Source organism: Kitasatospora saccharophila (genome assembly GCF_039529925.1).
Classification (GTDB): domain Bacteria; phylum Actinomycetota; class Actinomycetes; order Streptomycetales; family Streptomycetaceae; genus Kitasatospora; species Kitasatospora saccharophila.
In genome coordinates this window covers 78,575-105,178 of sequence record NZ_BAAANS010000002.1, presented here as the reverse complement: position 1 = coordinate 105,178, position 26,604 = coordinate 78,575, and the positions used below count along the sequence as shown (strand labels likewise).

General features: G+C 70.6%; 31 protein-coding genes and 3 tRNA genes. 18 read left to right on the top strand and 16 right to left on the bottom strand.

Going from position 1 to position 26,604, the window contains the following annotated elements:
* Window positions 1–38: 38 nt before the first annotated feature.
* On the bottom strand, window positions 39–1,469 hold the full coding sequence (locus tag ABD345_RS02300; RefSeq protein ID WP_344549964.1) for an FGGY family carbohydrate kinase: 1,431 nt from the start codon (window positions 1,467–1,469) through the stop codon (window positions 39–41).
* 121 nt (window positions 1,470–1,590) lie between these two features.
* On the bottom strand, window positions 1,591–1,884 hold the full coding sequence (locus tag ABD345_RS02295) for a hypothetical protein (protein WP_425556748.1): 294 nt from the start codon (window positions 1,882–1,884) through the stop codon (window positions 1,591–1,593).
* Window positions 1,885–2,193: 309 nt separating this feature from the next.
* Here ABD345_RS02295 and ABD345_RS02290 point away from each other — a divergent pair.
* Window positions 2,194–2,266 (top strand) — tRNA-Asn (locus ABD345_RS02290).
* A 5-nt stretch (window positions 2,267–2,271) separates the two neighbouring features.
* Window positions 2,272–2,344, top strand: a tRNA-Asn gene (locus ABD345_RS02285).
* A 115-nt stretch (window positions 2,345–2,459) separates the two neighbouring features.
* Here ABD345_RS02285 and ABD345_RS02280 read toward each other — a convergent pair.
* Window positions 2,460–3,239 carry a trypsin-like serine peptidase gene (locus tag ABD345_RS02280; protein ID WP_344549962.1) on the bottom strand — a complete coding sequence of 260 codons (780 nt, stop codon included), beginning with the start codon at window positions 3,237–3,239 and terminating at the stop codon, window positions 2,460–2,462.
* Between the two features lie 161 nt (window positions 3,240–3,400).
* Window positions 3,401–4,183, bottom strand: a complete 783-nt coding sequence (locus ABD345_RS02275) for a trypsin-like serine peptidase (protein ID WP_344549961.1) — start codon at window positions 4,181–4,183, stop codon at window positions 3,401–3,403.
* A gap of 261 nt (window positions 4,184–4,444) precedes the next feature.
* On the opposite strand from ABD345_RS02275, the gene ABD345_RS02270 reads away from it, so the two are divergent.
* Together ABD345_RS02270 and ABD345_RS02265 are read left to right on the top strand one after the other, a co-directional pair.
* Window positions 4,445–4,518, top strand: a tRNA-Ile gene (locus ABD345_RS02270).
* A gap of 287 nt (window positions 4,519–4,805) precedes the next feature.
* Window positions 4,806–5,171 carry a hypothetical protein gene (locus ABD345_RS02265; protein ID WP_344549960.1) on the top strand — a complete coding sequence of 122 codons (366 nt, stop codon included), beginning with the start codon at window positions 4,806–4,808 and terminating at the stop codon, window positions 5,169–5,171.
* A 62-nt stretch (window positions 5,172–5,233) separates the two neighbouring features.
* Here ABD345_RS02265 and ABD345_RS02260 read toward each other — a convergent pair whose 3' ends face one another.
* A complete protein-coding gene (locus ABD345_RS02260) occupies window positions 5,234–6,910 on the bottom strand; it encodes a tyrosine-type recombinase/integrase (protein WP_344549959.1) in 1,677 nt (558 codons plus the stop codon).
* 310 nt (window positions 6,911–7,220) lie between these two features.
* Here ABD345_RS02260 and ABD345_RS02255 point away from each other — a divergent pair, with 310 nt between their 5' ends.
* Window positions 7,221–7,484: a DNA-binding protein gene (locus ABD345_RS02255; protein ID WP_344549958.1), complete on the top strand. Its 264-nt coding sequence runs from the start codon at window positions 7,221–7,223 to the stop codon at window positions 7,482–7,484.
* Window positions 7,485–7,550: 66 nt separating this feature from the next.
* On the top strand, window positions 7,551–8,555 hold the full coding sequence (locus ABD345_RS02250) for a recombinase zinc beta ribbon domain-containing protein (RefSeq protein ID WP_344549957.1): 1,005 nt from the start codon (window positions 7,551–7,553) through the stop codon (window positions 8,553–8,555).
* A gap of 1 nt (window position 8,556) precedes the next feature.
* Here ABD345_RS02250 and ABD345_RS02245 read toward each other — a convergent pair whose 3' ends face one another.
* A complete protein-coding gene (locus ABD345_RS02245; protein ID WP_344549956.1) occupies window positions 8,557–9,315 on the bottom strand; it encodes a hypothetical protein in 759 nt (252 codons plus the stop codon).
* A gap of 48 nt (window positions 9,316–9,363) precedes the next feature.
* Window positions 9,364–9,894, bottom strand: coding sequence for a hypothetical protein (locus ABD345_RS02240; protein WP_344549955.1), 531 nt, complete (start codon window positions 9,892–9,894; stop codon window positions 9,364–9,366).
* 622 nt (window positions 9,895–10,516) lie between these two features.
* Here ABD345_RS02240 and ABD345_RS02235 point away from each other — a divergent pair.
* The 5 genes from ABD345_RS02235 (at window position 10,517) to ABD345_RS02215 (ending at window position 13,118) form a co-directional block, all read left to right on the top strand.
* Entirely contained in the window at window positions 10,517–11,776 is a 1,260-nt protein-coding gene (locus ABD345_RS02235; RefSeq protein ID WP_344549954.1) for a ParB/RepB/Spo0J family partition protein, read from the top strand.
* Between the two features lie 59 nt (window positions 11,777–11,835).
* Entirely contained in the window at window positions 11,836–12,021 is a 186-nt protein-coding gene (locus tag ABD345_RS02230) for a hypothetical protein (RefSeq protein WP_344549953.1), read from the top strand.
* A gap of 259 nt (window positions 12,022–12,280) precedes the next feature.
* Window positions 12,281–12,628, top strand: coding sequence for a hypothetical protein (locus ABD345_RS02225; protein WP_344549952.1), 348 nt, complete (start codon window positions 12,281–12,283; stop codon window positions 12,626–12,628).
* Entirely contained in the window at window positions 12,625–12,885 is a 261-nt protein-coding gene (locus ABD345_RS02220) for a hypothetical protein (RefSeq protein WP_344549951.1), read from the top strand. The genes ABD345_RS02225 and ABD345_RS02220 overlap by 4 nt, the downstream gene beginning before the upstream one ends.
* The gene (locus ABD345_RS02215) at window positions 12,882–13,118 is read left to right on the top strand and encodes a hypothetical protein (RefSeq protein WP_344549950.1); all 237 of its coding nucleotides are present in this window, start codon (window positions 12,882–12,884) and stop codon (window positions 13,116–13,118) included. Before ABD345_RS02220 ends, ABD345_RS02215 begins: the two co-directional genes overlap by 4 nt.
* A gap of 83 nt (window positions 13,119–13,201) precedes the next feature.
* On the opposite strand, the gene ABD345_RS02210 is transcribed toward ABD345_RS02215, so the two are convergent.
* Together ABD345_RS02210 and ABD345_RS02205 are read right to left on the bottom strand one after the other, a co-directional pair.
* Window positions 13,202–13,477 carry a hypothetical protein gene (locus ABD345_RS02210; protein ID WP_344549949.1) on the bottom strand — a complete coding sequence of 92 codons (276 nt, stop codon included), beginning with the start codon at window positions 13,475–13,477 and terminating at the stop codon, window positions 13,202–13,204.
* A 355-nt stretch (window positions 13,478–13,832) separates the two neighbouring features.
* A complete protein-coding gene (locus ABD345_RS02205) occupies window positions 13,833–14,093 on the bottom strand; it encodes a hypothetical protein (RefSeq protein ID WP_344549948.1) in 261 nt (86 codons plus the stop codon).
* A gap of 431 nt (window positions 14,094–14,524) precedes the next feature.
* Here ABD345_RS02205 and ABD345_RS02200 point away from each other — a divergent pair, with 431 nt between their 5' ends.
* The 4 genes from ABD345_RS02200 (at window position 14,525) to ABD345_RS02185 (ending at window position 17,945) form a co-directional block, all read left to right on the top strand.
* Window positions 14,525–15,184, top strand: coding sequence for a ParB/RepB/Spo0J family partition protein (locus ABD345_RS02200; protein WP_344549947.1), 660 nt, complete (start codon window positions 14,525–14,527; stop codon window positions 15,182–15,184).
* Window positions 15,177–16,589 carry a ParB N-terminal domain-containing protein gene (locus ABD345_RS02195; RefSeq protein WP_344549946.1) on the top strand — a complete coding sequence of 471 codons (1,413 nt, stop codon included), beginning with the start codon at window positions 15,177–15,179 and terminating at the stop codon, window positions 16,587–16,589. Before ABD345_RS02200 ends, ABD345_RS02195 begins: the two co-directional genes overlap by 8 nt.
* Before the next feature lie 67 nt (window positions 16,590–16,656).
* Window positions 16,657–17,319 carry a hypothetical protein gene (locus ABD345_RS02190; RefSeq protein WP_344549945.1) on the top strand — a complete coding sequence of 221 codons (663 nt, stop codon included), beginning with the start codon at window positions 16,657–16,659 and terminating at the stop codon, window positions 17,317–17,319.
* Window positions 17,316–17,945: a hypothetical protein gene (locus ABD345_RS02185; protein WP_344549944.1), complete on the top strand. Its 630-nt coding sequence runs from the start codon at window positions 17,316–17,318 to the stop codon at window positions 17,943–17,945. Before ABD345_RS02190 ends, ABD345_RS02185 begins: the two co-directional genes overlap by 4 nt.
* Window positions 17,946–18,014: 69 nt before the next feature.
* Here ABD345_RS02185 and ABD345_RS02180 read toward each other — a convergent pair whose 3' ends face one another.
* Window positions 18,015–18,620 (bottom strand): hypothetical protein, encoded by a 606-nt coding sequence (locus ABD345_RS02180; RefSeq protein WP_344549943.1) that lies wholly within the window; start codon window positions 18,618–18,620, stop codon window positions 18,015–18,017.
* A 93-nt stretch (window positions 18,621–18,713) separates the two neighbouring features.
* On the bottom strand, window positions 18,714–19,307 hold the full coding sequence (locus tag ABD345_RS02175) for a hypothetical protein (RefSeq protein WP_344549942.1): 594 nt from the start codon (window positions 19,305–19,307) through the stop codon (window positions 18,714–18,716).
* 89 nt (window positions 19,308–19,396) lie between these two features.
* On the opposite strand from ABD345_RS02175, the gene ABD345_RS02170 reads away from it, so the two are divergent.
* Complete coding sequence (locus tag ABD345_RS02170) at window positions 19,397–19,759, top strand: hypothetical protein (protein ID WP_344549941.1); 363 nt, start codon at window positions 19,397–19,399, stop codon at window positions 19,757–19,759.
* 873 nt (window positions 19,760–20,632) lie between these two features.
* Here ABD345_RS02170 and ABD345_RS02165 read toward each other — a convergent pair.
* The 4 genes from ABD345_RS02165 to ABD345_RS02150 form a co-directional block, all read right to left on the bottom strand.
* The gene (locus ABD345_RS02165; RefSeq protein WP_344549940.1) at window positions 20,633–21,082 is read right to left on the bottom strand and encodes an RICIN domain-containing protein; all 450 of its coding nucleotides are present in this window, start codon (window positions 21,080–21,082) and stop codon (window positions 20,633–20,635) included.
* Between the two features lie 297 nt (window positions 21,083–21,379).
* Complete coding sequence (locus ABD345_RS02160; protein ID WP_344549939.1) at window positions 21,380–22,030, bottom strand: hypothetical protein; 651 nt, start codon at window positions 22,028–22,030, stop codon at window positions 21,380–21,382.
* 259 nt (window positions 22,031–22,289) lie between these two features.
* Complete coding sequence (locus ABD345_RS02155; protein ID WP_344549938.1) at window positions 22,290–22,667, bottom strand: hypothetical protein; 378 nt, start codon at window positions 22,665–22,667, stop codon at window positions 22,290–22,292.
* A gap of 83 nt (window positions 22,668–22,750) precedes the next feature.
* Window positions 22,751–23,653, bottom strand: coding sequence for a hypothetical protein (locus tag ABD345_RS02150; RefSeq protein ID WP_344549937.1), 903 nt, complete (start codon window positions 23,651–23,653; stop codon window positions 22,751–22,753).
* Between the two features lie 129 nt (window positions 23,654–23,782).
* Here ABD345_RS02150 and ABD345_RS02145 point away from each other — a divergent pair, with 129 nt between their 5' ends.
* Both ABD345_RS02145 and ABD345_RS02140 read left to right on the top strand, forming a co-directional pair.
* Window positions 23,783–24,331, top strand: coding sequence for a hypothetical protein (locus ABD345_RS02145; RefSeq protein ID WP_344549936.1), 549 nt, complete (start codon window positions 23,783–23,785; stop codon window positions 24,329–24,331).
* Entirely contained in the window at window positions 24,328–25,863 is a 1,536-nt protein-coding gene (locus tag ABD345_RS02140; protein ID WP_344549935.1) for a terminase large subunit domain-containing protein, read from the top strand. The genes ABD345_RS02145 and ABD345_RS02140 overlap by 4 nt, the downstream gene beginning before the upstream one ends.
* A gap of 3 nt (window positions 25,864–25,866) precedes the next feature.
* On the opposite strand, the gene ABD345_RS02135 is transcribed toward ABD345_RS02140, so the two are convergent.
* The gene (locus tag ABD345_RS02135) at window positions 25,867–26,541 is read right to left on the bottom strand and encodes a hypothetical protein (RefSeq protein WP_344549934.1); all 675 of its coding nucleotides are present in this window, start codon (window positions 26,539–26,541) and stop codon (window positions 25,867–25,869) included.
* Window positions 26,542–26,604: the final 63 nt, after the last annotated feature.

Here is a 26,604-nt window from a genome sequence, read left to right as displayed (position 1 = left end):
CGGGCCGGGCCGCGGACGCGCGGCGGACGCGCGGCGGGTCAGGCGGTCTCCGGGTGGCACTGCTCGCGCATCGCCGCGAACTGCTGGCGCACCGCGCTGCCGACCGCCAGGTCGTGCTCCTGCTCGGGGGCGAGCACGGTCAGGTCGGGCAGCTCCCAGTGCGGGGGCTCCGGCGTCCCGGCGAGGGCCCAGGCGGCCTGCCGGGCCGCGCCGCGCGCCGCGTGGTCGCCCGGCGGGGGCACCACCACGGGCAGTCCGAACAGCTGCGGCGCGATCTCCCGCACCGCGGGCAGCCGCCCGGCCGTCCCCAGCAGGAAGACCCGGTTCACCGCGACCCCGTGCCCGCGCAGCACCTCCAGCGCCTCCGCCAGGTTGCACAGCATGCCCTCGACGGCGGCCCGCGCCACGTGCTGCGGCGCCATCGACTCGGCCCGCAGCCCGGTCAGGGTGCCCGCGGCGTGCGGCAGCTTCGGCGTCCGCTCGCCGTCCAGGTACGGCAGGAAGACCATCCCGTACGCGCCGGGCGAGGACTGCAGGGCCAGCTCGGACAGGCCCGCCAGGTCGGTGCCGAGCATCGCGGCGGTGGAGCGCAGCACCTGCGCCGCGTTCAGGGTGGCCACCATCGGCAGGTGCCGGCCGGTGGCGTCGGCGAACGAGGAGACCAGGCCGGACGGGTCGACCACGGCCCGGTCGTGCACCGCGAAGATCGTCCCGTTGCCGCCCAGCGACACCACCGCGTCGCCCAGGCCCAGTCCGAGACCCAGCGAGGCCGCCATGTTCTCCCCGGTGCCGGCCGAGATCAGCAGCCCCTCGGGGGTGTGCCCGGCAGGCTCGGCCGGGCCCAGCACGTGCGGGACGGTCAGCTCGTGGCCAAGCGCCAGCTTGATCAGGTCCTGCCGGTACTCGCCGGTGACCGGCGACCAGTAGCCGGTGCCGGAGGCGTCGCCGCGGTCGGTGGTGCGCCGCTTCGGACCGCCCAGCAGTTGGGAGACCAGCCAGTCGTGCGGCAGCAGCACCTCGGCGATCCGCTGCGCCGAGGCCGGTTCGAACTCGGCCAGCCAGCGCAGCTTGGCGACGGTGTAGGTAGGGCCGGGCACCGCGCCGATCGCCTCCACCCAGGGCTGCGGCCCGCCCAGCGCGTCCAGCAGCGCGGCCGCCGAACCCGCCGAGCGGGGGTCGTTCCACAGCAGGGCGGGCCGCACCAGCACGCCGCCGGCGTCCAGCCCGATCAGCCCGTGCTGCTGCGCGGAGACGCCGATCGCCCGGACGCCCTCCAGCAGGCCCCCGGCGGCGGCGTCGCCCAGCGAGTGCAGCCAGGTCTGCGGGTCGACCTCGGTGGTCCGGGCGTCCTCGCCCTCGGGCAGCGGGTGCGGGGCCCGGCCCTGTCGCAGGACGGCGCCGGTGTCGGCGTCGCACGCGACGATCCGGGTGCGAGTGGTGGAGCTGTCGATGCCCGCGACGATGGCCATGCCGAGATCATGCCGCAGACGGTGGCCGGGGCGGGCCCGACTGCCGCAAGTGTTGCCCAGTCGGTACCGGAACCACCCCGTCCGAAGAGCGTCCGCCCCGGCCCGGCGGGGGTGCGCCCGCTCAGGGGCGGACGGTGCCCCAGCCGTCGTCCTCGCCGTGCTGCTTGGCGAAGTACGGGACGCGCTCGGTCAGCGCGTGGGGCAGCTTCTCGCCGACCTTGTCGGCGACCGCCCCGGCGGCCTTCCCGGCGACCGCGCCGGCCTGCTGCTTGGCCTTGCCGGCCGCGTCCTGCACCCGCGGGTTCTCCCGCACCTGCCGGGCCGCGCCGGCCAGCTGCTCGTAGCGCTCGCGCCCGGCCCGGGTACCGAGGACGTACCCGATCCCGAGGCCCACGATCAACGACACCTTCCACATGCCTGGTTACCACCCTTCGTCGCCGCGCGATTGTGTGCCGCGTCTACCCGTCCGGCCGGGTCGCGAACCACCCGACCGGTGGCGGGTCCGGGCCAGCCGGCCGCCGTGCACCAGCATCCCCGCCAGCCGCCCGGGGCGCGCGCGGGGCGCGCCGGACCGGCCTGCCGCGGGACGGGGCCGAGGTGGGGGAGCGGGTCCGGGCAAAGCGATTGGCGGAACACCCCCCTGAGTGCGCTAATGTATGACCCGCAGCGAGCACCGCAGGGCTGGAGCGATCCGGCGGGCGGGGTGCTGGCGGCGGAAGTACGATCCTCCATAGCTCAATTGGCAGAGCAGCCGACTGTTAATCGGCAGGTTATTGGTTCGAGTCCAATTGGAGGAGCGCGGTCCCCCATAGCTCAATTGGCAGAGCAGCCGACTGTTAATCGGCAGGTTATTGGTTCGAGTCCAATTGGGGGAGCTTCACCGGAAGTCGCGGTGATCGGTACAGAGCGAGGGCCCCCGGTGCTGCCGGGGGCCCTCGTGTTTTCCGGTCCCGTTCCCCGGACCCGCCCCCGGCACCCCGGCGACCGCCCTCAGCCGGCGGCCCGCCGGTACAGTCCGTCGACCTGCGCGCCGAAGACCACGCTGTACGAGGTGTCGGCGGTGTCGCCGCCCTCCTGGTAGCCCCCTATCACCCCGGTCACCCGGCCGTCGTCGGTGACCCACGGGCTGCCGCTGGTGCCGTTGGTGAACCCGGCGCAGTCGAAGCGCTGTTGGGCGCTGCCGTGCGCGGTGCCGGGGGCCCGGCAGGTGATCGGGGCGTCGTCCTCGTTGGGGTAGCCGGTGACGGTGACCTCCTGCCCGGGGGCGAGACCGGCGGCGAACGCGTCGGCGCCCACCGCGTCCTCGACCTGCCGGCCGTCGAGCGGGCCGACGGTGAGGAAGGCGACGTCCTCGTCCTCGTCCTGCCCGGCCTCCCAGCCCGGGGCGACGGTGACCCCGGTGACCTGCCACGTCCCGTGCGGGGTCCGGCCGTCCCGGTAGCCGGGGACGAACACCAGGCCGTCCAGCGGGACGCCGCCGGGCGCCGCGCAGTGCGCGGCGGTGATCAGCAGGTTCCGGCCCGGGCTGTGCACCACGCCCGCGGTGCAGACCCGGGCGCCGTCCGGGCCGTCGAGGAACAGCGCGCCGATCCGGTCGGCCGCCGGGCCGGCCGGGGCGGGGACGGCGGACCGCTCCGGGGCGACGGCGGACCGCACCGCGGAGCCGCAGCCGGTGGCGGCCAGCAGCAGCGCCAGCGCACCGGCCGCGAACGGGACCGCTCCGGACGGTCCCGCTCCGGACGGCCGCGGGCTGGGGGAGGTGCGCGGCACCGGCGCTCGCTTCCGTTCGGCGGCCCGCCCGGGGCGCCGGGCGGCGGTCGCAGCAAGATCTACCAGGGTCCGCGCCGGCCGGGCAACCGCCCTCCCCGGGCCGTCCCCGGGCGTCCGCGGGGCGGTCCGGGGCCGGGCCCGGCCGGGGAGCCGACGGGACGTCACGAGCCGCCGGACGCCTGCTCGTACAGCTCCCGGAGCCGGGAGCCGAAGCAACCGCTGTACGAGGTGTCGGTGGTGTGGCCGGGGCAGTGGATCCGCAGTTGGGTGGGGCTCTGCTCGCCGGTGGCGTCGCCGCAGGTGATCGGCCGGTCGGTGCTGCTCGGGTGGCCGGTGACCTCCACCTCCAGGGCGCACCCCTGGTCGGTGCCGAGCAGGTTGCCGCCCAGCACCTCCCGCACCTGCCGCCCGTCCCGCGGCCGCACGGTCGCGAAGGCCACGCCCGCGTCCGGGGCGCCGCTGCGGCGCCGGGCCGGGTCGACGGTCACCGCGTCGAGCGGCCGGACGTCCGACGGGGTGTCACCGCCGCGGTGGCCGGGGGCGAACGCCAGGTCGGTGCGGGTCCGGCCGGTCCGCGGCTCGACCAGGCAGTGCACGGCGGTGATCAGCGGGTTCCGGCCCGGGCCGTCCACCACGCTGGCGGTGCAGAAGTGGTCGCCGTCGGCGCCGTGCGCGAACACCGCGCCGACCCGGCTGTTCAACGGGCTCGGCGCGGCGGTCCGGGTGGTGCCCCGGTGCTTGTCGAGCCTCGCGCGCAGCCGCTCCCGGCTCCAGCCCCGCGCGGCCGCGGCGGGGCCGCCGGAGGACAGCGTGGCCGGGACCGGCGAGGGCGGCGAGACCGGGCCGCCGGACGGGCCCGGCCCGCCGTCCCCGGAGGAGCCGCAGTCGGCCGCCGCCAGCGCCGGCAGGGCGGCCGACACCGCCGCACCCACGGACCGCTCCATCCCGGCCACCCGCTCCCGCTCGTGCCGACCCGAGGGTCCAGCCTCCCCCGCCGACGGGCGGCCCGCCACCGCCGTTGGGCCGCACCGGGAAGGGGCCGGAAGGGGGCGCGGCGGTGGCTCGGACGGGTGCCGGACCGTGCGTACCCGGATGCGCCCCCGGCGCGCACCACGGGTGATCGACCGGCTATGCTGCCGGGGACGGCCCGAGTGGCCGTCTGCTGCTGCCAGGACCGCGTCGTCGGCCCCGGCGGGTCGAGTCGGGGGGCGGTAGCTCAGCCGGTTAGAGCAGGGGACTCATAATCCCTTGGTCGTGGGTTCGAGTCCCACCCGCCCTACCTCGGCCGCTGACCATCTGTCAGCTGAGTAGGCCCCCTGACCAGCGAGAATCCTCGGCCCCCGCGCAGATCATAGGGGAAGACCGGGCCCAGGGCGCAGCCCCTGCCACCGAATTCCCCCTCCTGGGGGAACAGTGGGGGAACGATTGCCGGAGCGGCCTCTCCCATGGCCCGCTACCGAGCGGTGCTCGGTCGGCGACGGCTGATCCGGATGAACCCGCGTCAGGAACCCGGCGCGACCGGCATGCTTGAGCAGCAGAGCACCCGCGAGCGGACGGAGAGAAGCCATGCGACGTGGCGACGAGGAGTACGAAGCCGCGCTGAGCGCGATGGAGCAGATCCTCCTCGACTGGGTGGCCCAGCCCTTCCGCCCGCTGTACTACTCGCACCTCAGCGAGCTGCTGGCCAAGCAGCGCCACAATGTCCCTGCCCACGACGGGCCGATGCCCTACCTGCTGGAAGACTGCACCCGCCTCCACAGCGACGGGGCCAAGCCGATGCTCTCCGCGGTGGTCGTGTTGAAGGGCCGTGACCGGCCGTCCAGCGGCTTCTTCACGCTGGCCCGGCAGCAGCCCTTCCTCCGCGAGGGCGACGACGAGAAGCTGTGGATCGCGGAGCTAGAGCACCTGGAACGCGAGTACGTGCGGCGCTGACGGCAGCAACGGCAGCGGGGCGACGGCTACTCGGCCGTCGCCCCGCTGTGTATCCGCCCGGGTCAGACCCCGACGAGAACCTGCTCCGTTCGCTTCGCCCGGACCCGCCGGAGAGTGGCGAGCCGTCCGCCTCCCGCCGGACGGAGTTCCGGGGCCGCCGGGTTGAACGCCGGCACCTGATCGGGCGCAGGTGCGGGCACTGCCGGAACCGGCGGTGCGGCAGGAGTGGCCGGGACAGAGACGGCAGCGGGGTCCGGAGCGGCGGGTACCTGGCCGGCGCGGGGGACGACCGCCAAGGCGGCCTCGGCACGCGCCTTCTGCGCCTCGGGGAGGATGTTGGTGTAGGTGTCCATCGTGATCTGAATGGCGGAGTGGCCGAGCTGGTCGGAGATCTCCTTCATGTCCGAGCCGCCGAGGTGGGCGATGCACGCCGCGCCGTGGCGGAGCCCGTGAAGGGTGATCGGCGGCAGCCCGGAAGCCGCGACGAGGTCCTTGAAGCGGTGAGTCAGGTAGTCGGGGTGGTACCCGGTGCCGTCCTCGTGGGTGAAGACCCTCCCGGTGTCGTGCCATGCCTTGCCCGCGGTGGCGCGCTGTTGCACCTGGAGGACGCGGCGGCTCTCGAACAGGCGCCCCGACTCGGAGTCGATGCTGAGGATCCGCTCCGAGTCCGCCTTGGGGGTGGCATCGCACAACTCGCCGTTGACCGAGACGACCTGGGAGTTGATGGTCACCGTCAGGCTGTCGAGGTCGACTTCCGACCACGACAGGCCGCACGCTTCACCGCGGCGCGGGCCGCGCAGAGCCATGAAGTGCCACAGGTCGAAGAGGTTGTCGTCGGCGACGAAGTCGAGGAACGCGCCGGTGAGTTCGGGCGTCCACACCATCACCCGGCCGGGGATCTTGCCGGTCTCGCGCCACCGGGCGACACGGGCTGGAGTCCACAGCATTGGCTTGGGCGGGCTCGACTTGGGGAGCTTGACCAAGTCGGCCCAGTTCCGCCGGAACTCTTCCGCGCGGACGCCATCGGCTATGGCCGAGGACAGGGTGGCCAGGATGCGCTTCTGGGTTTCAAGGCCGGTGACGCGGCGCTTCCGCTTGCGTTCGGAGGCCAGAAGCTCCCGAGCCTCGTGCCAGGAGGCGCGCAGCACCTGACGGTTGGACGGGATGCCTTCCCGCCACGCCTTTCGCTTTCGCTCGCATTCGACGGTGAGGTGCGCAACGTACTCGTGGTGCGCCAGAATCGTGGTGTTCCGGTCCTTGATCGCTGCGAACACCTGGAGAAGGTGTGACTTGCGGATCGCCCGCCGTTCGACGCGGCCGATCGCCGGGGCGATGTGGTATCGAATGTGTTCCAGGTACTTGGAGATCGTAGTGCGGGCGACGTCCTCTTTCTCGCCGGCCCACCGCAACAGATAGTCACCGAACGTCTCCTCCACGGTGACGTCCAGTCCGGCGTCGTGGTCGTCCCAGACGCTCTTGGCCTCCTCCTTGGCCTTGGCCTGGGTGGGGAAGCCGCCCTTGCGGAGCCGGATCGGTTCCTCGCCGTTCTCCTGCACGAGACGGAGGGAGTAGTACCAGGTCCCGTGGCCGTTCTTGGAGAGTTCAGTGCAGGCCGTGTCGAGCCTGCCGACCTGGGGGTTCCCATCTTTGTCCAAGATGGGCTGTCCGGCTTGTTCGCCTCGCCGCCGGATGAGCGGGCCCACGCAGCCGCATCGCTTGTAGGTGTGCACCGTGGACACTTGTCCGCGCCTTGCCCCCATGCGTTCCAGCCTTGCCCCTTCGTGACGCTTCCTTGCTGCCGTGGGCTGCCACGGACAGTCACTCGAATCTGTGTTCTATTCTGCCTTATTTTTCACTTCTTGTACACGTAACACCATTGCGTCGCATGGCTTTTGGCGATGTTCGCCTAGGACGCGATGCGGTTTCGGGGTTGTGAATCCTTCACTGTTTCGCGTTATCGTTAACTGCCCGTCGTCACCTTCCTCGGCCTTGCCGTCGCAGGTACGCTGGGCACCACGGTTGGCGCGGGGGAGAACGCGACTGACTGGGATGAAGATCGACAACAAGGCCAATGGCGGCGCTCGGACGGAACGCGGCATGACGCTGCAGGAAGTCCTGGGCTTGCCGGTGACCATCAACGTGGTGACCGCAGCCCGTGCGCTCGGGACTGGGCCGAACACGGCGTACGAGGCGATCCGGAATGGGAACTTCCCGCTGGACGTGATCACCGTGGGCGGCTCGCGTCGCGTGCTCACGGCGTCGCTCTGGAAGCTCTTGGGCGTCGAAGGGCATGTCTCATCAGGCGATGTGTGATGCCCTCGACGTGATGGAGACTCTTCCAAGAGTCTCCATCACGTCGAGGGCTTGATGGAGGATACGGTGGCACCGAGAATCTTCGGGTTCAGCGACGTGGCGAAGAGCGGCCTGCTGGGCGAGGAAGCGGACGCCTTGCTGGAAGCGGCACTGCTGCGGATCAACGGCGGCCCCTTCTCCGCCTCAGCGGCGTACCTGCACGGCAGGGGCCTGGTCGGCTCCCTGGGTGCCGAGTTCACCGGGCAGACCGTCGCCCGGCTGTTCCGCAATCCGGCGATCGCCGGACTCAAGCGTGAGCCCGATGGAAGCCTGGTCGACGCCGGCCACCCCCGCATCCTCACTCCGGAGCAGTTCGCCCAGTTGGAAGAACGGGACGCCGAGGACGCGAAGAAGAAGAGCAGCGATTCCGGCGGAGAGGCCACCGACGCCTACGAGTACGTGTACGGGTCGAGCGACCTCGTCGTGTGCGGGCTGTGCGGCGCCTACTTCCACGGCCTGCGAACGAACTCCGGCCATCCGGGCTACTGCTGTTCCGCGGCGCCAAGGGCCGACCGGCCCGGCACGTGCGGACGAGTCCGGATCTCGGCCCAGCTCCTCGAAGACCACCTCGGCGAACAGCTCGTCGCGCGACTCAGCCTGCCCGCCACCCAGCGGGACCTGGAGGACGCCCGGGAGGACGCCCGGACCCTGGCCGCCGAACTCCGCAAGGAACTGGACGACCTCAACGCAGGAGTCGACTCGCTCGCCGGCATGGTGCTGCGCCACGAGATCACCGCCAGCTCCGCCAAGTCGGCCAAGACGGATGCGAAACGGCAGCAGAAGGAACTCGCCCGCCGCATCCGGGTCCTGGAGCGCGCGGCCGCCACTCCGGTCACAGGCAGCGTGCCCGAGCTGGTCGCCTGGTGGAACTCCGCTTCCGTGGAGGCGAAGGCGGGGTTGGCACAGCTGATGCTCTACCGCGTCGACGTGTTCCCCGGAGGCCAGGGGGTGCGCACCCTCAAGCCCGGCAGGGTGAAGCTCTGGTGGCGCAACCAGCCGCCCCCGCCCCCCGCGGGCGAGCCGCAGGAATAGATCAGCTGCGCCTGCGGGCGAGCGGCACGGAGCACGCCGTGATCCCCGAGAACAAGAACACGGCGAAGGCCGCGATGAAGACAGAGCCGACGCTGCTCTGAACGCCAGCGGCCCACGCCCGCCCGGCCGTCTGGGTGAGAACGACGAACAGGCTTTCCGTCACGCCCCATAGGGCGCAGCATGCTGCCCCGGCGGCGATCAGACCCTGGCCGGCGGCGATGGAGCGGTAGCCCGCCTGTCCGTTGTCGACGGCGAGCAGCGCGCAGTCCCGGGCGACGGCTGTACCGGCCAGCGCCCAGTAGCTGGCGACAGCGAAACGGAAGGCGCCTACGCCGTCGTCCATGGCGTAGGCGTCGGTGAAGCCCTGCCCGCTGTCGTTGGCGAAGGAGAACAACACGACGGCGCCTACCGCCACCGCCGCGGCGATCCCGAGACGGACCCGGAGAGCCGAGCGGTAGGCGCCGGGCCGGTACGTCCACGGGATCAGTAGCAGTTGTACGCCGCTGAGTGAGACCAGGGCCGCCAGGTGCGCCAGGAGCACCGGCAGGTTCTCCACGCCGAGCACGGTTTCGAGGCGGTTGTAGACGCCGGGCACCGACAGGACTAGGGCGACCAAGCCGCCGACGGCGGTGATGGCGCGCGACCAGCGGTGCAACTGGCAGCGGCACCCACGCCAGCGCATTGCCCACCAGAAGGCGACGAGGGCCGCCACGAAGGTGACGGCCAGTGCTGGGCGGAGCTGGGCGGTGGTGATGTCCACGGCGGGTTCGATCTCGATTCGTGCAGGTCGCCACAGGCTATGAGGGTTCTATCTGAACGGGCCGTTGATCTCTCGTCGGCTCGCTTCTGCGGATGCGGCGCGTGAGAGCCGTCGACCGGGGCGGGGCTTCGAGTCCGCAACCGCAGGGGGGGTGTCAGCGTCGGGGAGGTTGAGACCGCGTGCGGCGCGCAGGGCGTGCGCGGCTTGGAGGAGTCCTTCGGCTCCTGCCTGGCCAAGGGGGGCGATCAGGCGCAGGGCCTCACGGACTTGTTCGTAGTCGTCGTAAACCTCCAGCGATACCAGATCGTCCGACCCTGGCAGTAGAAATGCGGGCGGGCAGTCGAATGCATCGGCCAGCCCGAGGATCGTACGCGAGGGGGGGTTCGTCTTGGACCCGGAGAGGGTGGCATGAATCACCGTGTGGTCGAGCGTGGGCTTGCCGTGCTCGTCTGCGGTCCGGGAAGCGAGGTCTCTGGTGGTGGGGGGTTTCTCGCCTTCCCTGGTGAGGCGTGCACGCAGGTAAGCGAGCTTCGCCGCCAAGCTCCACGGCCGGTGGGCGGCGGTAGCTGGAGTGCTCATCCTAGGCTCCTGGTGTTCACTTCCACAGGGTTTTCTGTTGGCGATCGGCAACAGGTACGATATCCGCTTCGCGGATCGCTGGGCAGGGCTTTACGCATTGACACCCAGGTTGATACGCATGCAAGCTATGGTCAGCCGCTGACAGCCGTCTGAGCAGCTCGGTGGTGGGGATCGGCGCTGAACGGCGGCGCCGGCCGGGTTCGCGCGACCCGGGCCCGTCTCTCGCGCGCACGGTACAGGGGGGCTTTTCCGGTGGCGATCGACAGCGCAAGCGTGTTGCGCGTGCTCGCAGAACTTCACCACTCCGGCGTGGAATCGGAGCCCGGGGCCGGAAGTCCTCTGGCCGGTGGGGGAGCCCTGGTCGCCCTTCTCCTTATCGACAGCCAGCAAACGGGCGAGATCTCTCGGCGCTGCGATCCTTCCCCAGGTGGCGAATCCTAATCACGGTGCGCCGCTGAATTCACACACCGTCAGTTTTGACCGACGGCCGACAATTCGCTTGGCATTCCGTCTACGCCTCTTGGCTTTTTGTCTCCAGATGTTGCATCCCCGCCCTGTTTGAGTATAAAATAAAGACACAAGGAGGGGGAAGCACCCTCCACACCGAGATGGGAGCAACACCATGACCGCCAAGACCACCGTCAAGGCCCCCGCCAAGACCGCCGCCAAGGCCCCCGCCAAGACCACCGTCAAGGCCCCCGCCAAGACCGCCGCCAAGACCGCCGCCAAGACCGCCGCCAAGGCCCCCGCCAAGACCACCACCAAGATCCTGCGGCTGAACCAGATCCTCCCGAACCCCAAGCAGCCCCGCGAGTACTTCGACGAGGAGAAGATGAACGAGCTGATCGCCTCCGTGGAGGAGTTCGGCGTCATCACCCCCGTCGAGGCCCGGCCCATCGGTTCGGGCAAGTACAAGCTGATCCTCGGCGAGCGCCGCTACCGGGCCGCCACCGCGGCCGGCCTCACCACGATCAAGGCCCAGATCATCGACATCGACTCCGAGATCAAGGCGTTCCGGCGCGCCGTCGCCGAGAACGTCAACCGCGCCGACATGACCCCGATCGAGGAGGGCGCGGCCTTCCACCGCATCATCACCGAGGACCGCAACGACGACGGCACCAAGCTCACCATCAAGGACGTGGCCGCCATGTTCGGCAAGACCGCGACCTTCGTGAAGATGCGCATCCAGCTCCTCGACCTGATCCCCGAGGTGCAGCACCACCTCACCAAGGGCCACATCGGCCTGGCCGCCGCCCACCGCATCTCCCAGCTCAAGGTGGAGAACCAGCAGGCCGTCCTCAAGAAGTGGATCCAGGGCAAGAACAGCAAGGAGGCCATGAGCGAGAACGACCTCCTGCACTTCGCCCACCAGGTCCGCGAGCAGGAGCTCCAGCCCTCGATGTTCGAGGTCGAGGAGCTGACCGAGGAGCAGCGCGAGGAGCGCACCGTCGCCCGGAGGGCGACCCGCAACCTGCTGGACCGCATCGAGCAGATCCGCGGCGAGCTGGAGCAGATCGCCAAGATGACCCCGGAGGAGCTGGACGACCTGCTGGGCGGCCAGCTCGGGGCCCGCATCGGCCAGCTCGACCGCGTCAGCAAGGCCGTCCAGGATGCCCGGTTCGCCATGCGCCAGGCCAAGGTCCGCGCCGATGCCCGCGAGATCATCGTCTCCACCGCCGGCGCCGCGCCCAACCTCGCCGAGGAGGACTCCGGCGCCGACCAGGCCGAGGCCCCCACCGGCGAGCCCGAGGGCACCGCCGACCTGAACGCCGCGTTCGACAGCATTATGGTCGAGATCATCGCCGAGCAGGCCCAGGCCGCCGAGGGCGAGGCCGTGCACACTGAGATCGTCGACGAGGCCCCGGAGCTCGTCGTCGCCTGACCTGCCGACAGCTCGCGGCCCCCGCAGGGGGGCCAGCGCCAACCCCCTGAGGAGATCCCGTGTCCGACCGGCCCGACTGGCTCCAGATGGAACCCTCCGCCTGGTACTCCGCCGGCAAGCAGGACGCCCTGTTCGACGAGTCCGGCCACGACCTGGACGCCGACGAATACGGGACCACCCCGTTCGACGGCTGCACCGTCGAAGAGCTGAGGGCGGCGACCGACGGGCCCTCCGCAAACCCCTAACTTGTATGGGGACAGATTGATGATACGGTCAGCATGTCGCCGAGGGGGTGAGCCCGCCCCATCCGGACCCACCCCCACGGCGACGTGCACCGTGACACCCCTCTCACGATCCCGGCAGGCGGCACTCCCCCGCGCCCCACCTGCCGGAACCGGGCAGCTCCCATGAGCACGCCGCGAGAGGGCCAGCCAGCCAGCTCGTCACGACAGGCCCGCCCCTCCGTTCCGCGTCGGGCGGGCCTGCGCGCACCCAAGGACCAACATGAGCACCTACACCGCCGTCGGCGCGGCCGACCCCGAGGCGTACGACCGCCTGATGCGAGAGAGGTACGGCCCCCTGGCCGCCCTCGAAGGGGAGAGAGCCAGCCCACCGCCGCTCTCGCCCGCCGCACCCGGGCACCGCAGGTACAGCCAGCGGTGGCCCGACCCCAAGGCCGCCCAGCACCGCGAACTGCTCGACCTCGCACTCCGCATCCGCCACCAGAAGCTGAAGGCCCCCGTGACCACCGAACCCGACCGCACCCCGCCCGTCCCCGGCGCCATCTGGTGCAAGTCCTGCGACTCCTGGTGCGACCCCACCTCCGGCCTGTGCAGGTGCAACAACCGATGAGCGAACACCAGGTCACCAGGAACCAGGTCTACGAGGCGTGCCACCCCGGCGACGGGCAGCGCCGGATCCGGATCATCTCCGTCCACGGCGACCGAGCCGAGATCGAGACCATCGGCCGCCGCTCGGCCCTCCGCCGCTTCATCCTCCTCAACACCCTCCACGCCTCCGCGACCACGAGCACCGGCCGCCCCCGGCGTACCGGGTATCGTCTCGTCGGCCTCCTCCCCGAACCTCCGGAACGGAGCCCGACAGCGTGACCGACACCCAGCCCCAGGCCGAACAGCATCGGCCCACGGCCAGCACCATCACCGACCCCGAACTCGACGCTCTCTTCCGGCGAGCCGAGACTGCCGAAGCCCGACTTGCCGCCGCCGCCCGGCTCCTCGCCTCCGGCAACAGCAGCCCCTACGACCGCGCGCAGATCGCCCGCCGCCTCTGCGCCGGCGAGATCACGCCCCAGGAAGCCCGGGACGAAGACCGCGGCGAGTAGACCGCCCCCCCCGAACCCGCCCGGCCGGACCTCTTCTCGTCCGGCCGGGCGCACCAGTTCCGTGCGACAGCCCGCAGCGAGTCCTACCCGCGGCGGCCACCACCCGCCCGGTCGGAGAGTCCAGCGACGATGTCCCCTTGCCGCAGGTCATCAGGGCCGCCACCGGCAGCTTCGTCGCCTGCGCCACGCAGGGCGCGCCAGGCCCGGCGGGCTGACTGGACTTCCCCGGCGAGCACGGCCGCCTTCCGGCACACCAACGCCAAGAAGTCGAACAGCGCGCCCACCACCAACACGGCGCCGCCGATCGCGGCGACGGCCACCACCGCCCAACCGGCCGGGGCAAGATCGGCCTGTACCACTGGAGTCCCCTCCCAGGTAGGGGAGAGGGGCCGACAGCGCGCGAAGCGGGTCCGGCCGACCCCCTCCCGCGTCGCGGAACGAAGCTGGCCTGACCCGCCGGCGCGGCTCAGAAGTGCGGCCGGGCTCCAACTGGGCACCGGCGGCGCGGTCTTGCTCGTACTCGGCCCCGTCGAGCGGGGTAAGGGCATAAGTTCTCCGCCCCGCGCGTCCGGCGCGGGCGAGAATCACCCAACGAGCACGGCCCCCACGCTGATGGGAGAGGGCCACCCCGGCACTGTGGCGTTCCGGCGCGCCACCGAGTATCAAGCCGACTGCGTTACCCCGTCAAAGCGCCTGGTGAACAGGCGCGTTGGGTCAACGCTCGGAGGGTGTTTCGGCTGCTGCCGTCCCGCCGGTCCCCACGGAGACCGTCGTCTCCAGCCCAGCCGAGGACTCCCGAGGAGTGCGCCAGCCAGCGGCAATTCTCCGCGCCGACTCGATAGCTTTCCTCGCCGAGGGTTCCAAGGCGGAGAACTCCTCCAGCAGCTCGCGGAGTTCGCGGAGAATGGTCTTGGCGATCTTGCTGATGCTGTAAACGATGATCAGTGCGGCCGCGGCCCAGCCGAGCGGTTCCACCGGCGTGACTTCCTTCCCGGGGAAGGGGCCGTCCAGCGCGGGCAGGCTCGGCCCCACCCCCGTGCGAGTGCTGGAGGTTCGGGCCGAGACGCCTACCGACGTGCGATCTCGGGTCGTTCGCGGCGGGCACACCTTCGAAGGTGCCCCGCCCGGATCGTGCACCGGACTTGTTCGCTCTCCCAAGGGAAGATACTTCTCCCATGAGGTCCCTGGCGGCGGTTCCGCGTCGGCGGACAACCGGTAGGGCGCGAGCGGCCTTTGTACCTGGGTGTTCCCCCAGAGCGCCGTATCGCCCCCGAGTGTGCGCCACCGTACGCAGCGGCGTCAACACGCCTGGTGAGAGGGCTGTATGTGTCCTGCGCACTCTCGGCAGCACCGTCTAGGCTGTTCGACGTAGGGCGCGGGGAATCGGCCTACGAAGGACCAGCTCCGTGCGTGAACCGATCGACCGGATCGTTGACTCCCTGCTCCCCCTCGCCGTCCCGATCGGCGACCTGACCCGCTACCACCGCAACCCGCGGCGCGGCGACGTCGCAGCCGTCGCAGAATCCCTGCTCTGGCACGGCCAGTTCAAGCCCATCGTCGTCAACCGCGGCACCCGCACCGGCCGCCCGAACGAGATCCTGGCCGGCAACCACACCTGGGATGCCGCCGTCGAACGCGGCTGGGACCAGATCGCCGTGACCTGGGTCGACGTCGACGACGAGGACGCCGCGAAGATCGTCATCGTCGACAACCGCACCTCGGACCTGGCCGGGTACGACACCGAGCTGCTGGCCGACATCCTCTCCGGCCTCGCCACGCTCGACGGCACCGGCTACGACCAGGACGCGGTCGACGAACTCCTCGACGGCATCGAACTGCCCTCCCAGCTCGCCGCCGAGACCACCGACCGGGAAGGCGAGAAGACCGCCGACGAGCACCTCGCGTGGGGGCACATCGCCTGGGGTACCACCCGCGTGCAGATCACCCGGGAGGAAGTCGAGCGGCTCGACAGCGTCCACGCCGCGTTCTACGAGGCCCGCGGCACCGACACGGGCTTCGCGCACTACCTCCTAGACCAGCACGAGCGGGAGTCGGCCGGTGCCTAAGTTCATCGAGTCGTACCCGATCGCCGACCTCAAGCCCGCGCCCTACAACCCGCGGCGCCTGTCCGAGGAGGCGTTCGAACGGCTCCAGCAGTCGCTGACGCTCTACGGGTGCATCAAGCCGGTCATCGTCAACGGCAACAGCATCCTCGTTGCGGGCCACCAGCGCACCAAGTCGCTGAAGGCGATCGGCCAGACCCACGCGCCCGCGATCCTCCTCGACGGCCACGTCTCCACCCAGGACGAAGTCCAGTTCAACCTGCTCCACAACTCGGTCGAGACGGACGGCTCCAAGGTGCGGGTTCCGCCGTCCGAGCCGGACGCGCACGGCTGGGAGTGGATCAAGCCGGAGGACGTCACCGCGGTCTCCCGCTCCAACGCGGCGATCCAGGCCGAGATCCGACGCCTCGTCACCCGCTACGGCACCTGGGGCTCCATCGTCGCCGACTCCGCCGGCAGGGTCATCCTCAACAACGACTACGCCGTGGTCGTCTCCGACCTGAAGCTGCCGCTGCTGTGCTACCGCATGTCCGTGCAGGAAGCCGACGAGCTGGCCGTGTGGCTCGACGGCGACTACGGCGTCTACGACTACACTCAGCTCGGCATCCGCGCCTACAACCAACACTGGTGCCAGATGCACAGGTTGGGCGGCGACGAGGGCGACTCCAACAAGTCCACGACGTACGAGCAGCACGTCCTGCCGGCGCTGCGCCGCGGTCAGCGGGTCGTCGACTTCGGCGCCGGTGAACTCGCCTACATCAAGCGCGTCAAGGCCCAGGGCTGGGACGCCCACTGGTACGAGCCGCACGTCAAGGCGAAGGGCAAGGAGAACGCCCTCGACGTCGCCGCGACCGTCAGCCACATTCGCGACCTCCAGCGGGACGTGCGCGCGAACGGCCTGTACGACGTCGTCGTGCTCGACTCCGTCATCAACTCGGTCACCTCCCTGGAGTTCGAGAACGCGGTGGTGACGGCCTGCAACTCGCTGCTGGCCGCCGACGGAACGTTCTTCACCGGGACCAGGTCCCTCGGTTCGGTCGAGCGCCGTATGAGCGGCAAGAAGGCCCGCAACAACGGCCGCTACCGCCGGGCGATCGAGTTCCTGGACGAGAACGGCTTCACCGCGACGTTCCGCAAGGGCGTGTGGACCATGCAGCGATTCCACTCCCCGGAGACACTGCGGGAGCTGATGGGCCGGTACTTCGAGAAGGTCGAGATCCGCGGCAACCCGAGCGGGGGCAACATCTACGCGGTGTGCCAGAAGCCCCGGGCGTTGCCGGTGGAGCAGCGCCGGGCCGCGCTGGAGCTGGAGTTCAACATGGAGTACCCGGGCAACTACCGGCACAACCGGCACAAGCCGCTGGTGGAGGCCCTGATGGCGGCCTGCGCGGAGCGGGACGGCAGTTAGGGCGAACAGCAAAAGGAGTATAAAATATAGACAAATGGTTCAATAACTACCAGATGGGACAGAGGAGTTGGCCCCAAGCATCACCATCCGGCTCGGCGAACGCCGCTACCGGCACCTGTGGCTCAAGTACGTCTCGGGCGCGGACTTGAGTCGACACTGCGCCGTCGCCCTGCACGGCCGCTACAGTCGAGCCGTCGACGAGAACATCACCAACGTCACCGTCGAACTCAACGAGTTCCCCCACGCCATCGCCTGGTACCTCTGCGGCGTCACCACCCCCTACCGCTGGAAGGACAACCCCCACCTCGCCCTGGAAGCCGCCCCCGGCCACACCCAGGACCTCCAGGTCCAGGACCTCACCGTCCACCTCGACGGCGTCCGACCCATCCCCATCACCGACGAGCACATACCCGGCGACGACCCCCGCGCAGCCAACCCCGCGTTCAGGACCTGCCGCAACTGGTGGTTCGCCCACTACCTCGTGCACGTCCGCAGCGTGCCCGACGTCCACGGCGACCGGCCCCGCGTCACCACGACCAGGCCCGGCACCGGGCAGGGCGAACTCATCCCCGCCCCACAGCGACGGCCCCGCCCGGCCGCCCCGCCGCCGGCCCCGACCGGCGAGCCGCGGCAGGCCGTGCACCAGCCGCCCATCGACGCCATCGAACGGCAGGTCGCCACCGACGCGACCACCCCGCAGGCCAGCCGAACCGGGAGGATCCGCCCGTGAACGCGACCACACCCGAAGGCCGCGGCGCACAGTCCGGCGACCTCCCGTCGAACAGCCGTCCAGAGACGGCGCTGCTACCCGTCATCCGGCCGCTCACCATCCAGGAGGCCGGTAAGTTCCTGCGCGCCACCACCGGGGTGTTCGCCAGGTACGCCGCAGTCGAACGGCTGGCCCTGCTCGCCGGACTCCGGCCCAGCGAGATCGCGGACCTCGCCCACCGGGGGCATGTAGAGCGCCGCGGTCTTCGCTGGCACGTCACCGTGGTCGGCGGGAAGTGCCCTCGGACCATCGCGGTGGCGCATCTGGTCGGCGACGCCCTCCAGGACTTGGCCGACGGACGGCTCCACCAGCACGGCCCGCTCTACGCGCCCCTTCCCCAGTACGCCACCCTGGGTCGGGTGGTCGATCACCTTGGCGCGGCCCTCGAAGACTCTGGTCTCGGAGACGCCTCGGTGCACGCCATCCGGGGCTTCCTCGTGAAGCAACTCCCCAAGGCCGTCGACCCCGGCCGCGCGTACGCCTACCTCGGTGAGGCCGGCACCAGCGCCAGCGAGCTCCCCGCGGGCTGGGACATCGAGGTCGCCGAACTGATCGATCAGTACTTCAGCCTGCTGGCCAACAGCTGAGCCCTCCGTTGCCCGGCGGCACCACGAACCGCCGGGCAACGGAGTGAGAACCTGGTGCCGCGGCCCCAGCTATGGGTAGCCGTCCAGATCCTCCAAAGCGGAGAGGACCTTCTGGGTCTCTGTCACGAACCATCCGCTCTTCTCACCGATCTTCTCCAGGACCTGCCGGTACTTCTCCTTGTCGTCATCGGTGAGAACTCCTTGCTGAACGCAACTGCTGAGGAGCGCAGTTGCCGCAGCGACCTGGGCCCGGACCGCCGTTGCAGCCTTGTCCACTTCGGCCGGCCCCTCGATGCGGACCGCCGCCAACACAGCACTCAGGTTGCTGAGCGCAGAGCCCAAGGTGGTTGACATCTCGACCTTCACAGACGGCGAAGCCGCTGCGGCGGCGTGGGCGAAGACGTAGCTGTCCCCGATCGCCCGGCGCGCGACTTCGAGGGCCTGGGCGAACTCCAGGTAGATGGTCTGCCGCCGGTTGCGCAGCCACCGAAGGTGCTCGACGCGGACTTCCAGCAAGCGCGCTTCCTTCTCCGTCTTGGCCTGCTCGGTCGCCTGCTGTCGCAGGGTGGCCTGCTTCTTATCTTCGATCTTGAAGGTGCCCCAGGCGGTCAGCACGCCTCCCGTGATCGCGCTTCCGGCTGAGATCAGGGCGGTCCATACGGCTTGATCCACCATGGCTAAAAGTCTCCGTCAGCCGGGCCCATCGGCAACTCGGGTGACCCTCCTCGGGGGCAGGGGTTTCTGCCGGGGAGATGCCGGGCCGTCTGGTCAGTCCGCATCCATGAGCTCGGCGAGCGCCTTCTCCGCCTCTTCCAGGAACTCCGTCTCCTTCTCCTTCACCTGGCTGGTGAGGTGGACGTGCTCCCGTGCGTGGGTGCTGGCTGGCCGATCGTCGGTGAGGCGGTTGCGTACCCACTGGCCTACGAAGGAGACGTGCTCGTGGAAGGCGAGCGCGGCGTCTGCCAGCGGGCGGGGGCCTTCCAGTCGGACGGTCGCGAGTTTGGTGTTCCCGTCTTTGAGCGCCGCGGTGATGGCGTTCCGCGTGACCTCCGCGCGGTCGCGGTCCGGGATGCCCTGGGCGTGGAGGATCATGCCTTCGCTGCTGAGCTGGCTGATCTCCCCGAGGGAGAGCAGGAAAGCGGCGTAGGCAGCCTGCCGACGGTCGCGCCGCCACCGCAGGTGTTCGACGCGGCGCTCGCTGCTCCGCGTGAGGTCGGCCGATGCTTGCTGCCTCTCGGCTTGGCGTTCCGCCGCCTCGGTCTTGCGGCGTTCGGTTCGGGCGGCGAGGAAGCCGGTCAGGGCGCTGCCGGCGAGCGTACCGGCCACGCCCACCCCCGCGACCCAGATGGTGGGATCAGGCATGCGCAGCAGTTTGCACGAGTGATCACGGGCGTCAAGGCCCGGCGGGGCGCTCTGCCTGGACGTCTCGGCCGGACGTACGATTCGGACCCGTGAGCACCAGCAAGACCACGAAGTACTTCCCGTTCCCCGCCGCTCTGGTTGAGGCGCAGCGCGAGCTGGAAGCGGCCGTAGCTCGGCGGGCCGAGTTCCTGGCGGCCGTGCCGCGGTGGGTCGAGCCGCAGTCGGACATCAAGACGAAGGACGGCAGCGTGATGCCGGGCGGCCCGGGGTGGAGTGAGGAGCAGCGCGAGGAGGGGCGCCGACTCCTGGAGGCGGAGCAGGCCGCTGCCCACGCAGTGTGGGGGCACCCGTTCTGGGCGGAACTGCAAGGCGCTGACCGCGTCGCCGCCCGTACCCAGCTCAAGCACCTGCCCGCCGACTGGCCGCCGGCGGACGAGGGCTCCGGGGAGTAGCCGGGCCGGGAGACCCGGCCTCCGGGGTGCACGCGACAGGGGAGGACGTGACACCCCGGAGCCGGGGATGGCCGGTTGCTGCTCCACCGGCCGTACCGCCCTGGGGGAGTGTGGGTCACCCCAGGGCGGAGATCATCAGCGAACCGTCATCGGCCCGCACCCGGCGATGCCGCCCCAGTGCGTATCCGACGCCACCGCTATTCGGCGCCAGCACGCCGATCGGATTGGCGTCGAACCGCTGGCCGGGGCGTTGCGGCTGTGGTTCATCGCCTTCCCTCCTGGTGGTGCTGGTGGGCCGTGTGCAGACCGTAGACCTCCCTGCTGACGGTGTCACCCAGTTTGATCAGAAATGACATGAACAGACCGCGGGGTGGCAGGTCGTCTGTTCGTGACCGCCGAACCGAACGCGGGTCGGCCATCCGGGGGAGGAAGTGCTCAACCCCCCGAGTTATCCACAGGCGGTGGACAACTTCCCCCGCTCCGTCTGCCGATCCGTCACAGTCCTGCCCAACGGTCGCCGCCGGCGGCCCTAAGGGAGACGGACGGCCATGAACGGCACAGCAGGAGCACGCCTAGCGCGACGGACCGGCCGCACCCGGGTCCGGCGAACAGCGCCCCCTCGGCGACCGTCGGCCGGCGTGCGGAGCGGGCGGCTGGAGACGGCCGCCCGCCTCGCCGCCCGGCTCCTCGGGGAACTGCTCGGCGGGATGCTGGGCTCGTGAACGCGATCGGACGGTACTGTCTGACCGATCGTCGGCCAGCAGCGGTGGGTGGGAAGGTCAAGTAGACACAGCGGAGGGCAGTGTCCACCAACCCTGATGAGAATCTCTGAAAACGGCTAAGCCCTTGGAAAGGCTCAGCGCCGTAGCCCTATCAGAAAGTCCACTGCTGGAAGGATCCACCGTCGCAGGTGACCAGGCGCACGCCTTGGGAGACGCTGCCGTCTAGGCACTTCCCGGACTGCACATGCTTGATCGCGTATGCAACCTTCGGGTTCCACTGCTGGAAGGACCCGCTGTCGCAGGTGACCAGGCGCACGCCTTGGGAGACGCTGCCGTCTAGGCACTTCCCGGACTGCACATGCTTGATCGCTCCGGCGCCGGAGAAATCGACGACCCACTCCTGGTAGAGGCTGCCGTCGCAGGTGACCAGACGGACGCCTTGGGAGACGCTGCCGTCCAGACACTTCCCCGACTGCACATGCACGATCGAGCCTTCGTAAGTGGTTGCCGCAGCTGGGGTGGCCTGAGAAATTCCCAGCAACGCTACCGCCGCCAACAGTGCGGCGGCCTGACGCAAAATCCGTATCCGTGCCTGATCCATCTCGAACTCCTCCGACGGGCCGCCTACGTGGCGGCACCCTGTGATCACCGGAGAACGAACCTAATGACTAGTTCCTGGAGCAGACAGAGCGTATGGAATTGGCAGGAGGGTTCGTCAACGCAACGTTGGAAGAGAATGCGCCCCCCTACCGCCCCCAGCGGCCTGTCTGGCCCTTACCTTGCTGACCAGGCCCTCCACGCGGCCGCTCTGCTGGGCTCAGCGGTCATGTTCGTCCGGCTGTAGCCCAGGGCCGAGGCCGGTGAGGGCCGGAGCGGAGAACGGGTCGGCCCGCACCGGTCAGTCGTACTCCAGGAAGCGGCGCGTCGCGGCGGTCCGGTCCGCGTCCAGCGCCGCCTTGATCTGCGGGTGCTGGGCGTCGAAGCGGTCCAGCACCGCTATCGCCACCCTGTGGGCGGCCTCGTTCGCGGGCATCTGCACCCGGTAGTACTGCCCAGGGGCGGTGCCGTCGTCGTCCTCGTCGGCCCGTTGCCGCTGGGCGGCGTCGGCGTCGAGGATCCCGGCCGCGGCCGCCACCAGGCGGGCCCGCTCGGCGGCCAGCGCCTTGCCCTCGGGGGTGCGCAGCACCGCGGTCTTCGCCGACTCCTTGGCCGCCAGGTCCTGCTGGTCCTGGCGCCACTTGGCGAGGATGCGTCCCTGCTCCGACTCGCCGAAGGCAGCCAGCGCCGTGTTGCCCAGCGCGGTCACGGCCTCGACCTCGCTCGGGGTCAACCAGACCGGCACCGTCCCGGCGATCAGGTGCGTGCACCCGGGCGGCACCCGGTCCGCCGGCACACCCCGCTCGGCCGCCTCCTCCAGCCAGCCGTGCACCACCGTGCCACCGGTGCTATCCGTCACGGTGTAGGTGACCGCGCCGAACGCGGTGATGAACGGGATGACGGACACGGCCCGGCCGCCCGGCAGGGTCTTGGTGAAGGCGGTGGTGTCCACGGGCACTCCAGGGTTGCTGGTCGGGCGAGGGCATCAACGAGCAGGCCCTCGTGAAGGGCCGTACCGATCTCGCGATCCTCACCCCGGCAGCCGTGCCGGGCACCAGGCCCACCGTGGCCGTGAGCGTGCCGGTCCCGCCCAGCGGGCGGGAGCGCGGCGTGCTGGTCGCCGCACACGGGATCGTACCCGCCCCGCCGGTGCTGCCGGGGGTGGAAACGGGCTGGGCCCCCGCCGAGGTGGCGGGGGCCCAGCAAGGTGTTCAGCGGCGGGCCGGAGGCCGGCGCCGCTCCCCTCGGGGCTGCCGCTGCCGGGCCCGCCGACGGCGGCTCAGCCGGGGGCGGCTGCGACGCCGGCGACGCATCGGCAGCTGGGGCCGGGAGTCCGCCGGGGCAGGCCCGTCGGGGCCGTCGGATTCCACCGGGGTGGGGCCGTCGGGGGTGTCGGGCTCCACCGGGGTGGGGCCGTCCGAGCTGCCGGTGCCCGGCGGGATCTCGTTGTTCCGGCGGCGCTTCACGACGGTGACGATGATCCGGGCGACCACCGGCCCGATGACGGCCAGGCCCGCGATCACGTACCCGGCAGGGGTGTCGGGGACGGTGAGCTCCGCCGGTCCGACCTTGATGGTGATGCCACTCATGGTGAGCGGTCAGCCTCTCTAGCTGATCTTGTATAGACGGGGCTAAGAGAGAATCAAGGGGTCAGCTGGGGCGGACGGAACCGTCAAGCCGCCAGGCTGAATCGGTGCCCGAGGGGACTCCACGCGGCTCTCTCCCAGGCCGCGCGGCCGGGGGCACCAGCCCCGGAAGCAACGACTGAGGGCGGGCGCGGGACCAGGGGCACGCTGAGGCGGGTAAGGCCGCAAGCCGTCGCCAGCTGGTCGATCTCGCTGCTGCTCCCGAAGCCGCCTGGACTCGCCGCGATGTTGCCGGGGGGAAGTCGACGCGCTGACTCGGCGCGGCGGCTGCGCAGCAGCAGGTACGCCGATTCCAGTTGACGCTGCCAGAGGGCGGTCTTGCTGTCGAAGAGGGAGACGCCGGCGCTTCGACTGCGCAGCAGCAGGTAGCCCGATTCCACCTGGCGCTGCCAACGCTGGTGGTCAGCGCGGGGGGCGGCGTTGCTGGGAGGCTTGCTATTCAGCGGAGACAGGTCGACATGCTGGCGGTTTTGGTCGTCACGACGGCGTAGTGCGTTGCCGCTGATGAAAGCCCGCAAGCCCCTGCCAACCAACTGCTCCCGGGAGCGCGTTGATGTCGGCTTCGACAAGGCCATGGCGAGCACGCCGGTCAGGTCACAGCCGACTTCGAGTGTGCTGCTGGCGAGAACGATTGAGGCACTGAGGCCGTCCTGCAGGTTGGCGCCCTTCTCCGCCTGTCGGGATGCTTCTGCGAGGAAATGCTCTGTGAACCGTGTTACTTCGGCTTGGCTGCCCCGTGCCGCCACGATCGACTTGGCCTGAATGACGACCAGGTCCATGCCGCTGACGGCCACGAAGTCAGGTTCGCAGTCGGAGTTGCTGGTGCTGGCTCCCTGGCCGGGGAGCAGCAGCTTCCCTCGGCCACGCGGGCCGTGAGGCAGCGACAGCACTGTGCGCTGCACCACGTCGCGGAGGGAGTCGAAGTCCATGGGGCCGACGCTACCGAGCGGCCTTTCGTAGCGGGGTGATCTTCGGGAACCGCCTGAAATGTGAGGCCCGCCCGTGGTAGGGGATCATGGGTGGTGGCGCGGGGGCGCACTCCTGGAGGACCAGCGCCCATGCCCCGCCCCACCCGGGCTCAGCGCGCCGCCATCGCTCAGCGGCGGGCGGACGCCGTCGAACTGCGCCTGGCCGGCGCCGACCCGCTGACCGTCGGCCGCAAGCTCGCCGCCGATCCTGCCCTGAACTCCGACCGGATCGCCTACCCGCTGGGGTACGGGCACGAGCTGTACGCCAAGGGCCGCCCCGCACCGGACGAGGAGACCCTGATCCGGTCCGTGAACCGGGACATCACCGAGGCCCTGGAGCAGCGGATCGCCTCGTCGCAGGCCGACGTGGAGGCGCTGCGGGCCCTGGAGGACGCCCGGTTGGACCGGCTGTTCCTCGTCGCGTACCGGCGGGCGGTGCGCGACGGCGAGCTGCCCGCGATCGACCGGGCGCTGCGGATCATGGAGCGCCGGGCCCGGCTGCGCGGCCTGGACCGGCCGCTGCGCACGGAGATCAGCGGGCAGGACGGAGGCCCGATCGAGGTCACCGACGCGACCGCCGACGAGCTGGCGGCGCTGATCGCGCTGACCGACCCGGATGCCGAGCGGGGCGGGCAGTGAGCAGCGTCGACGCCCTGGTCGAGCAGTACCGGGTGCTGCCGGCGGAGCGGCGCCGGGAGATCGCCGCCCGGGCGTCGCCGGCGCTGCGCACCCGGCTGGCCGCGGTGGAGCGGGAGTTGGCGATGCGGCACTCTCCCGGGTCGCTGGCCGCGGTCCTCACCGACGGCAAGGAGATGCAGGCCCCGCACCTGGACCTGATCGACCAGGCGTTCCAGCGGATCGCCGCGGGAGAGTCGATCCGGCTGCTGCTGACGATGCCGCCCCGGCACGGCAAGTCGCGGCGCGCGGCCCGGTGGGCGCCGCTGTGGTATCTGGCGCAGCGGCCGGACCACCGGATCATGATCGCCTCGTACTCCTCCGACCTGGCTGACGATCACGGCCGGTGGATTCGGGACGCGATCACTGAGTGGGGCGACCAGCTCGGGCTGAACCTGCACCCCGGGTCGAAGGCGGCGAACCGGTTCGACATCCTCTCGAAGGAGGGCGGGCTGTTCGCGGCCGGTGTCGGCGGCGGCCTGACCGGCAAGGGTGCGAACCTGGCCGTCGTGGACGACCCGATCAAGGACGACGCCGACGCCCAGTCGCCCACGATGCGGCGCCGGTTGTGGGAGTGGTGGCAGGCCGTCCTCCTCACCCGCGTCGAGCCGGGCGGGTCCGTGATCGTCATCCAGACTCGCTGGCATGAAGATGATCTTGCCGGGCGGATCCTCGTCGGCGAGACCGCCTCCGACTGGACGATTATCGACCTGCCCGCGATCGCGGACAGCGAGGACGACGCGCTCGGCCGGAAGATCGGCGAACCGCTGTGGCCCGCCCGCTACGGGCGCAAGGCCCTGGCGGCGATCCGGCGCGCCGTCGGCGAGCGGGTGTGGTGGAGCCTGTTCCAGCAGAAGCCCCGCCCCGTCGAGGGCGGCGTGTGGCAGCGGGCCTGGATCGACAAGCACCGGCTCACCCCGGTCGAGTTCGCCGCCATCGAGCTGGCCCGGGTCGTCGTCGCCGTCGACCCGTCCGGCGGCGACTCCACCGTCAACGACGAGACCGGCATCGTCGGCCTCGGCGCCGACTACGACGACCACCTGTACGTCCTGGCCGACAAGTCCGGCACCCTCGGCGCGAACGACTGGGGCTTGACCGCGTGCCGACTGGCCTTGTCGTTGCGGGCGGACGCCATCGTGGTGGAGGCCAACTACGGCGGCAACATGGCCAAGTCCGTCGTCTCCCAGGCGTGGGACCAGCTCGCCCGCGACGGCCAGACCCGCGGCGAGCTGATGCCGATGATCGTCGAGGTCAACGCCAAGGTCGGCAAGAGGCTCAGGGCCGAGCCGGTGGCACAGCTCTACGACCAGGGCCGCGTCCACCACGTCGGCCACTTCGCGGAGCTGGAGGGGCAGATGGTCACCTGGGTGGCCGGCATGAACAGCCCCGACCGGATGGACGCCGCGGTCCACGGCCTCACCGAACTGGCGGGCGGCGGCCAGGCCGACGCCCTCGGGCAGGGCATGGACGACGGCCGCCTGCGGGGCCGCCGGTAGGCGTTACGGGACGCGCCACTTCGGGGGAAGGTCGGGTAGCTGTCCGGCCTTCCCCCGAAGTGACCGCCAGCCCATCCACGCGCGGAACTGGCTGTCGCTGCTGGGGTCTTCGGCCCACTTGCGTAGCTGGTCGATCTGCTTGGGCAAGATCTTGGCCCTCCATCGCAGCCAGTTCGCGTCGGGGAGCGTGCCGTTGGCCCACATCGTGTCGATCGTGGCGTTCACGGACGCCTCGAACTCCGTCAACTCCTTCCCGTCCAGGAGCCAGCCGTTGGCGGGGCCCTGGAGCGGGACGGCCGGTTCGCCGGACCACAGCAGTTCCCCAGTGTCGACGCGGTGCGCGCTGCTCCAGTGCGTGGACGGGATCGGCAGGGGGGTCACCAGCGCGGCGTCGGCGTCGAAGCCCACCGTGTCCAAGTTGCTTCCCCGACCGGGCACTTCCTCCCGGTAGAGCTGCCACGGGTGGACGGCCCGTACCGGGAGGACGGCGATCCGCACCTCTGCACACTCGGCGGCGACACCGGTAGCGGCCTGCCCGTTCGGGGTGTCGGTCAGCCAGATCACCGGCCGGTGGTCAAGATCGCTTACTGCCTGCTCGCTCCTGGGTTCCAGCAGTTCGTTGTCCCGGATGTTCTCCCAGTTGCTGACGCTGGTGAAGTGGTAGAGGGCCTGTGGCATGAGGCCAGTGTGCATCGGGAGGAGCGGGCTGTGGCGGGCGGGGCGCACAAGAGGATCCGGGCA

Coding starts and splice junctions, on each gene's coding strand:
- ABD345_RS02300 (WP_344549964.1), bottom strand. CDS start 1,469: ATGGCCATCGTCGCGGGCATCGACAGCTCCACCACTCGCACCCGGATC.
- ABD345_RS02295 (WP_425556748.1), bottom strand. CDS start 1,884: ATGTGGAAGGTGTCGTTGATCGTGGGCCTCGGGATCGGGTACGTCCTC.
- ABD345_RS02275 (WP_344549961.1), bottom strand. CDS start 4,183: ATGGAGCGGTCCGTGGGTGCGGCGGTGTCGGCCGCCCTGCCGGCGCTG.
- ABD345_RS02265 (WP_344549960.1), top strand. CDS start 4,806: ATGCGACGTGGCGACGAGGAGTACGAAGCCGCGCTGAGCGCGATGGAG.
- ABD345_RS02255 (WP_344549958.1), top strand. CDS start 7,221: ATGAAGATCGACAACAAGGCCAATGGCGGCGCTCGGACGGAACGCGGC.
- ABD345_RS02240 (WP_344549955.1), bottom strand. CDS start 9,894: ATGAGCACTCCAGCTACCGCCGCCCACCGGCCGTGGAGCTTGGCGGCG.
- ABD345_RS02235 (WP_344549954.1), top strand. CDS start 10,517: ATGACCGCCAAGACCACCGTCAAGGCCCCCGCCAAGACCGCCGCCAAG.
- ABD345_RS02225 (WP_344549952.1), top strand. CDS start 12,281: ATGAGCACCTACACCGCCGTCGGCGCGGCCGACCCCGAGGCGTACGAC.
- ABD345_RS02220 (WP_344549951.1), top strand. CDS start 12,625: ATGAGCGAACACCAGGTCACCAGGAACCAGGTCTACGAGGCGTGCCAC.
- ABD345_RS02180 (WP_344549943.1), bottom strand. CDS start 18,620: ATGGTGGATCAAGCCGTATGGACCGCCCTGATCTCAGCCGGAAGCGCG.
- ABD345_RS02175 (WP_344549942.1), bottom strand. CDS start 19,307: ATGCCTGATCCCACCATCTGGGTCGCGGGGGTGGGCGTGGCCGGTACG.
- ABD345_RS02165 (WP_344549940.1), bottom strand. CDS start 21,082: ATGGATCAGGCACGGATACGGATTTTGCGTCAGGCCGCCGCACTGTTG.
- ABD345_RS02155 (WP_344549938.1), bottom strand. CDS start 22,667: ATGAGTGGCATCACCATCAAGGTCGGACCGGCGGAGCTCACCGTCCCC.
- ABD345_RS02150 (WP_344549937.1), bottom strand. CDS start 23,653: ATGGACTTCGACTCCCTCCGCGACGTGGTGCAGCGCACAGTGCTGTCG.
- ABD345_RS02145 (WP_344549936.1), top strand. CDS start 23,783: ATGCCCCGCCCCACCCGGGCTCAGCGCGCCGCCATCGCTCAGCGGCGG.
- ABD345_RS02135 (WP_344549934.1), bottom strand. CDS start 26,541: ATGCCACAGGCCCTCTACCACTTCACCAGCGTCAGCAACTGGGAGAAC.